Annotated in this window: 7 protein-coding genes and 1 pseudogene; 3 read left to right on the forward strand and 5 right to left on the reverse strand. The window is 71.0% G+C overall.

Going from position 1 to position 5,429, the window contains the following annotated elements; all coding sequences use genetic code 11:
- The 4 genes and pseudogenes from SSOG_RS53570 to SSOG_RS14620 all read right to left on the reverse strand — a co-directional run.
- A pseudogene (locus SSOG_RS53570) lies at positions 1-660 on the reverse strand (ATP-binding protein); the annotation flags it as partial.
- Between the two features lie 174 nt (positions 661-834).
- Complete coding sequence (locus SSOG_RS14610; RefSeq protein WP_009714998.1) at positions 835-1,158, reverse strand: STAS domain-containing protein; 324 nt, start codon at positions 1,156-1,158, stop codon at positions 835-837.
- A gap of 158 nt (positions 1,159-1,316) precedes the next feature.
- Positions 1,317-2,165 (reverse strand): 3-hydroxyacyl-CoA dehydrogenase family protein, encoded by an 849-nt coding sequence (locus SSOG_RS14615; RefSeq protein WP_009714999.1) that lies wholly within the window; start codon positions 2,163-2,165, stop codon positions 1,317-1,319.
- A gap of 82 nt (positions 2,166-2,247) precedes the next feature.
- Positions 2,248-2,889, reverse strand: coding sequence for a TetR/AcrR family transcriptional regulator (locus tag SSOG_RS14620; RefSeq protein ID WP_009715000.1), 642 nt, complete (start codon positions 2,887-2,889; stop codon positions 2,248-2,250).
- Positions 2,890-2,968: 79 nt separating this feature from the next.
- On the opposite strand from SSOG_RS14620, the gene SSOG_RS14625 reads away from it, so the two are divergent.
- The 3 genes from SSOG_RS14625 to SSOG_RS14635 are packed head-to-tail and all read left to right on the forward strand — an operon-like array spanning position 2,969 to position 5,120.
- Positions 2,969-3,751 (forward strand): ABC transporter ATP-binding protein, encoded by a 783-nt coding sequence (locus SSOG_RS14625; RefSeq protein ID WP_009715001.1) that lies wholly within the window; start codon positions 2,969-2,971, stop codon positions 3,749-3,751.
- A gap of 17 nt (positions 3,752-3,768) precedes the next feature.
- The gene (locus SSOG_RS14630; protein WP_009715002.1) at positions 3,769-4,524 is read left to right on the forward strand and encodes an ABC transporter permease; all 756 of its coding nucleotides are present in this window, start codon (positions 3,769-3,771) and stop codon (positions 4,522-4,524) included.
- A 23-nt stretch (positions 4,525-4,547) separates the two neighbouring features.
- Positions 4,548-5,120, forward strand: a complete 573-nt coding sequence (locus SSOG_RS14635; protein WP_009715003.1) for a cob(I)yrinic acid a,c-diamide adenosyltransferase — start codon at positions 4,548-4,550, stop codon at positions 5,118-5,120.
- 47 nt (positions 5,121-5,167) lie between these two features.
- Here SSOG_RS14635 and SSOG_RS14640 read toward each other — a convergent pair.
- A partial coding sequence (locus tag SSOG_RS14640; protein WP_208867353.1) for an FAD-dependent monooxygenase occupies positions 5,168-5,429 on the reverse strand: 262 nt, incomplete at its 5' end.

The following is a 5,429-nucleotide window of genomic DNA, read 5'->3' on the forward strand; positions in this document are numbered from 1 at the left end:
ACCCCGCTCGGGCCGGTACAGCGGGGCGCGGTAGACGGCGGCGCAGAGGTCGTACAGCAGATCGGTGGGGGTGCGGCGGTAGCCGGAGAGCCGTACGACGCCGTCGGGCGCCAGGCGTTCGCAGTCCGCGGCGACGGCCTCCAGCAGCACGCTGCGCCCGGCGCCGGAGGGCCCGGTGACCCGTACGGAGCGGCCGCGGGCCAGCAGCCGGGCCAGCCGCTCGCGCTCCTCGTCCCGCTCCAGCATCGGCAGGTCGGGCACCACCGTGCCGGACGGCCGGGGCGGGGCCGCGGCCCGGCGCAGTTCGGCGCGCTGGTCGGGGGTGTGGCGCTCGGGCCGGGCGTGCCGCTCACCGGGCGGGCAGGGCTCTATCTCGCTGCCGTCGACCGGGTTGACGGTCAGCAGATGGTCGCCGGTGACGATGCGTACGGTACGGACGGGCGCGGGCTCCGCGGTGCCCTCCACCGCTTTCGAGCCGCCCCGCACGGGCAGGGCGCCCCGGACCGGCAGGGCGGGCACGGCGGGCGAGCCGGACGGGGCCGCGGGCACGGCGGGCGCGTCCGCGTCCCGCGGCGGCTGCGGCGCGGCGGCGGCCTCCGCGGAACGCGGGCTCGGATCGTCGTGGCCGTGCTCGTGCGCTGCGCGGTTGTGCTGCTCCATGGCCCTGTGCCCCCCAGATGCGTGGCGCGCCGTGTGTGCCGCCGTAGGGATGATGTCCGGCGAGTGCCGGACAAGACCTCGTCACAGTATCCACCGGCCCCGGAACGGCCCGCGCCACCCCGGGGATTCGGGCCCCCGGAACGACCCGGACCACCCCGGAACCACCCCGGGGGTTCAGACGCGCGGCAGCGTCTCCGCCTCGAGCCCGCCCTCGATCGCCAGGATGCGGTGCAGTCGGGTGGCCACCAGCAGCCGCTGCATCTGGGGCGGCACCCCGCGCAGGACGAGCCGCCGACCCGCTCGGCCCGCCCTCCGGTGCGCCCCCATGATCACGCCGAGCCCGGTGGCATCCCAGGAGTCCAGCTCGGTCAGGTCGAGTACGAGATCCCCTCCGCCGGAGTCAACGGCGGTATGCAGGGCCGTACGGGCGTCCGCCGCGCTTCGGACGTCCAGTCGGCCCCCGACGACCAGCTCGGCGTGGTCGCCCCTGATGTGCATATGCGCTCCCCTGGATGGTGCGTCGTCGTGTCGTCAATGCGCCATTTCTCTCTACAGAACTGACTGCCTCTCACCCGAGGAAGTTGCCGTCTGTAAGCGAACCGATACCGAATTCACCCGGGAGGGTGAGTTACGGGCCTGGCGCCGCACCAGGGCCCTCAGTAGCGGTAAAAGCCCCCACCGCTCTTGCGGCCGATGTCACCCGCGTCGACCATCCGGCGCATGATCTCCGGTGGCGCGAACTTCTCGTCCTGGGACTCGGTGTAAATGTTGTCGGTGGCGTGCAGCAGGATGTCCACGCCGGTGAGGTCGGCCGTCGCGAGGGGTCCCATCGCGTGGCCGAAGCCCAGCTTGCAGGCGATGTCGATGTCCTCGGCCGTGGCGACCCCGGACTCGTAGAGTTTGGCGGCCTCGACCACGAGTGCCGAGATCAGGCGCGTGGTGACGAAGCCCGCGACATCACGATTGACGACAATACAGGTCTTGCCCACGCCCTCCGCGAACTCCCGTGCCGTGGCCAGCGTTTCGTCGCTCGTCTTGTAGCCGCGCACCAGTTCGCACAGCTGCATCATCGGCACGGGCGAGAAGAAGTGGGTGCCCACGACCCGCTCCGGACGCTCCGTGGCGGCGGCGATCTTGGTGATCGGGATGGCGGAGGTGTTGGACGCGAGGATGGTGTCGTCCTTGACCAGTCCGTCGAGGGTCCGGAAGATCTCCCGCTTGACGTCGATCCGCTCGAAGACCGCCTCGACCACGACATCCGCGTCGGCGGCGGCGTCGAGGTCGGTCGTCGTGGTGATACGGGCCAGCGCCTGCTCGGCCTCCGCGGCGTCCAGCTTGCCCTTGGAGACGAACTTCTCGTACGAGGCGCGGATACCGTCGGTGCCGCGTCGCAACGCCTCATCGGTCACATCGCGCAGCACGACGTCCCAGCCCGCCTGGGCGGAGACCTGCGCGATACCGGACCCCATGAGTCCGGCTCCGATGACCGCGAGCTTCTTGGCCACGACACACACCCCTTCGTCGACTTTCGGTGTGCGTGGACCTTAACGCCCGTTCACCCCTTGGGGCAGCCCCTAGTAAGGCGCGTCACGGTGTGTTCTTCACCGCATAGTTGAGGACCGTATCGCTGAGGAGCGACTCCATGACGTCGACTTTCCGGAGGGCGTCCTCGGCGACCTCGTCCACGCCACCGCCCTCCGTGAGAGCGCGCATGATGCAGCGCTGAACGGCGTTCTGAAGGCCGACCAGCTGGTGGGCGACGAACTCGGGGGTCGGGTCCTCCGGGGCCGCGGCCGCCTCCTCGCGCAGCGTGACACCGAGCTGGTTGACCGCCTTGCCCTGGATGGTGAACAGCCGGGCCATCAAGGTGGGCGACTCCGTCATGACCTGCCGGAACCGGTCGTAGCCCTCGGTCAGCCCGACGTACGCGTGCCGCTCCCGGATGTCCTGGCGCAGCTGCTCCACGATCGCCCGCGCCGCCGACTGCCCGGCCGCGCGCTCCCGTACGAGCCGGGAGGGGCGGTCGACGATCTCCTCCTCGCGGTCGACGAAGAGGTCCTCCTTGGTCGGGAAGTAGTTGTAAACCGTGTTCACGGAGACCTCGGCCGCCTCGGCGATCTCCGCGATCGTGACCGTCTCGAAGCCGCGCTCCATGAACAGCCCGGTCGCGACATCCGAGATGTGCTGCCTGGTCTGCCGCTTCTTCCGCTCCCTGAGCCCTTCCGCCATGCCCTCATCCTAGCTTCGCTGGACCAGCTTAATCTTTGGGGTCGTTGCAAAATTTAAGTGACCCTGCTTTTCTTGGCGCATGCCAGTCATCACCACGAGCGGGCTCGCCCGCACCTTCCGGACCAAGCGCGGCCCCGTCGAGGCCGTCCGCGGCATCGACCTGACGGTGGAGGCCGGGGAGATCCTGGGCTTCCTGGGCCCCAACGGGGCGGGCAAGACCACCACGCTCCGCATGCTCACCACGCTGCTCCCGCCCACCGGCGGCACCGCCACCGTCGCGGGTCACGACCTCGCCGCCGACCCGGCCGGGGTGCGCCGCCGCATCGGGTACGTCGCCCAGTCCGGCGGCGTCGACCCCACCGTCTCCGTACGGGAGGAACTGGTCACCCAGGGGCGGCTCTACCGGCTCCCCCAGCCCGAGGCGCTGGCCCGCGCCGGCGAACTGGCCCGCGAACTGGACCTGACCGAGCTGCTGGACCGCCCCTGCGCCGCCCTCTCCGGCGGGCAGCGGCGGCGGCTGGACATCGCGCTGGGCCTCGTCCACCGGCCCGAGATCCTCTTTCTGGACGAGCCGACGACCGGTCTCGACCCGGCCGGGCGCGCCGACCTGTGGGAGCTGATCCGGGGGCTGCGCGCCGAGCACGGCATGACCGTCTTCCTGACCACCCACTACCTCGACGAGGCCGACGCGCTCGCCGACCGGCTCGTGGTCGTCGACCAGGGCCGGATCGCCGCCGAGGGCACGGCGGAGCGGCTCAAGACCGAGTACGGCGGCTCGCCGGACGCCACGCTCCAGGACACCTTCATCGCCATCACCGGGCGCCGCACCGCACCGCGCGACCCCGCCCCGCTCACCGTCTGACCCCGGAAGGAGCCCTCATGCCCCACGTCATTGCCGATACGGCCCTGATCTTCCGCCGCCACCTCCGCCAGACCCTGCGCTCCAAGCCCGCCATGGTCTTCGGCCTCGTCCAGCCGCTGCTGTTCCTGGTCTTCTTCGGCCCGCTGCTCACCGGCATACCGCTGGGCGGCGAGGGCGACTCCTGGCAGACCATCGTCCCCGGCATCCTCATCCAGCTCGGCATGTTCAGCGCCTCGTTCGCCGGGATCGGCATCATCTTCGAGAAGCGCATGGGCGTCATCGAACGGATGCGGGTCACCCCGGTCAGCCGGCTGGCCCTGCTCATGGGCCGGGTGCTCAAGGATGTCGTCCAGCTGCTGGTGCAGTCCGTGGTGGTCGTCCTCGTCGCCGTCGCCATGGGGCTGCGCGCGCCGCTGCCGGGCATCCTCATCGGCTTCGGCTTCGTCGCCGCGCTGACCGTTTCCCTGGCCTCGCTGTCGTACGCGCTGGCCATGCGCGTGGAGTCGCCGCAGGGATTCGCCCCCGTCATCAACTCCGTCACCATGCCCGCGATGCTGCTCTCCGGCATCCTGCTGCCGATGTCGCTCGGCCCGCGCTGGCTCGACATCGCCTCGCACTTCGTGCCGTTCCGCTACCTCGTGGACGGCGTACGGGCCGCCTTCGCCGGGGACTACGGGGACGGCAAGATCGGGCTCGCCTGCCTGGTCGCCACCGGGCTCGCCGCCGTCGCCGTCACCCTCGGCACCCGGCTCTTCCGGCAGGCCGGGGCGTAGTCGCTGCGCGTAGGCTCGGACCCATGGTCAATCTCACCCGCATCTACACGCGTACCGGGGACAAGGGCACCACGTCCCTCGGCGACATGAGCCGCACCGACAAGACCGACCTGCGGATCGCCGCGTACGCCGACGCGAACGAGGCCAACGCGGCGCTCGGTGTCGCCATCGCGCTGGGCTCGCTGCCGGCCGAGATCACCGACGTCCTGGTCCGGGTCCAGAACGACCTGTTCGACGTGGGCGCCGACCTGTCGACCCCGGTGGTCGAGAACCCCGAGCATCCGCCGCTGCGGGTCGAGCAGGGCTACATCGACAAGCTGGAGGCGGACTGCGACCGCTTCCTGGAGGACCTGGAGAAGCTGCGCAGCTTCATCCTCCCCGGCGGCACACCGGGCGCGGCCCTGCTGCACCAGGCGTGCACGATCGTACGGCGCGCCGAGCGCGCCACGTGGGCGGCCTTCGCCGAGCACGGCGACTCCATGAACCCCCTCACCGCGACCTACCTCAACCGCCTGTCCGACCTGCTCTTCATCCTGGCCCGCTCGGCCAACAAGAAGGTCGGCGACGTGCTGTGGGTCCCCGGCGAGAACCGCTGACGCGGGGCCTGCCCAAACGGGGACTGGTCCAGAATCCGGATCTCCTCCTAAGGCCGGTCCGGCGTGGGGGCGTTGCGCTCCATGATGTCGACGGTGCCGAGCGGGGTGGCGCCGTCCCACCGCATCATCAGCGGGTAGGTCCCGCCGGCCGCGCGGATGGCGCCGAGTACACCGAGATCCTCGAAGATCTCTTGAATACGCGGTTGCAGGCCCGCCTCGCGCGTGCCGGGGAACGCCCGTCCGTCCCGCTCCACGATCCGGCAGTCGACACCGCGCCGTGCCAGGTCACAGGCGAGGGAGCCCTGTCGG

Origin of the sequence: Streptomyces himastatinicus ATCC 53653 (genome assembly GCF_000158915.1) — a bacterium.
In the GTDB taxonomy this organism is placed as follows: Bacteria; Actinomycetota; Actinomycetes; order Streptomycetales; family Streptomycetaceae; genus Streptomyces; species Streptomyces himastatinicus.